Raw genomic sequence first — 1,423 nt, 5'->3', positions numbered from 1 at the left:
TTAATAAAATAGTAATTGAAGAAAGCGGTAACTTATTTGTTTTCAGAAATACAAATGATGTAGTTATAGCAGGGAAAGAAGCCGCAGTTGACTCAAAAGTGAACTCCAAAGCGCTTGATGGACTTAATCTAGAGGCAATTAAAAAAGGTCAGTCATTAAAATATAATAGTGAAAATAACACCCCTATGTTTGCTTACAGCAAAACAGTACCTGGGTGGGATTGGACCTTACTTGGTCGTGTAAAAGAAAGCGAACTCACTGAAGAGAGCATAAAGCTAATGGTAGTTAACAGCATAACGTCTGTTGGGGGTATTCTTGCTATCTCAATTTTACTATTTTGGGTGCTAGTAAAAACACTTAACCCATTAAGACAATTAACACGTAGCGTTGATGCATTAGGTAAAGGTGATTTGTCACAACATTTTGTAAATACCAATACAAATAGTGAAAATGAAATAGACCTAATTACCGCGAGTGTAAGTAGCATGTCGGTTGAGCTAAAAAAACTAATACTCGCTTTACAAGATTCAGTAATTGAACTGGAAAACCAAGCAGGCACTTCTAAAGAGCACGCCCTCACTAATGGTAAAGAAGCGCATGCAATGATGGGGCAAACAGACCAAATAGCCACCGCCATCGAAGAAATGTCAGTATCAATTAAAGATGTAGCCAATAACGCAAATGAAGGCGCTCAACGAACCCAACAAGTAGATGCAGAAGCTCAATTAGGTCGTACACAATTAACCCAAGTTGTTAATGACTTAATGCAGCTAAGCCAGCAGCTAAATGATAGCCATAACTCTGTTGAAAAAGTAAACACAGCAAGTAACGAAATAAGTAAAGTAACTGAAGTCATTAATGGTATTGCTGAGCAAACTAACTTACTAGCACTTAATGCCGCTATAGAAGCAGCAAGAGCAGGCGAACAAGGTAGAGGTTTTGCAGTTGTTGCCGATGAAGTGAGAACCTTAGCGCAGCGTACACAAAAATCAATTTTAGAAATTAGCCAAACAATTGAGCAACTACAAATACAAGTTACCGCCGCAACTAAACAAATGGAACAAAGCCGCCAGTTGGGTATTAAATCAGCTGAAGAAGGTGAAAAAACCGGAGAGCAACTTAACTTTATCACTCAAAGTATTGGCGATCTAACGCGCTCATCAAACAATATAGCTGAGGCAACAGATCAACAAAGCACCGTTGCTGCAGAAATCACTCAAAATTTACATTCTATAAGCCAGCTCGCTAAAGAAGGTGAGTCTCGCACGCAAAGCACTGTAAATTCGGCAAGTGAATTAATGACATTGGCTGAAAAAATCAAACAGCAAATAAGCTACTTTAGAGCACATTAATACAATGGTTAAAGCCACTTAATAAAAAAGGATGCACTTCGCATCCTTTTTTATTATTTATCAAAATTTGG

At 37.9% G+C, this 1,423-nt stretch carries 1 protein-coding gene; it reads left to right on the top strand.

Features of this window, described 5'->3' with window-relative positions; translation table 11 throughout:
- The coding region (locus tag GQR46_RS19665; protein WP_240922934.1) for a methyl-accepting chemotaxis protein at positions 1-1,352 on the top strand (1,352 nt) is incomplete at its 5' end.
- Between the last annotated feature and the right edge of the window lie 71 nt (positions 1,353-1,423).

It is taken from the genome of Pseudoalteromonas sp. Z1A6, from assembly GCF_011378745.1.
GTDB classification, from domain to species: Bacteria; Pseudomonadota; Gammaproteobacteria; order Enterobacterales; family Alteromonadaceae; genus Pseudoalteromonas; species Pseudoalteromonas arctica.
The sequence above is the reverse complement of the archived record's forward strand: the minus strand, read 5'-3'. Positions and strand labels throughout refer to the sequence as shown.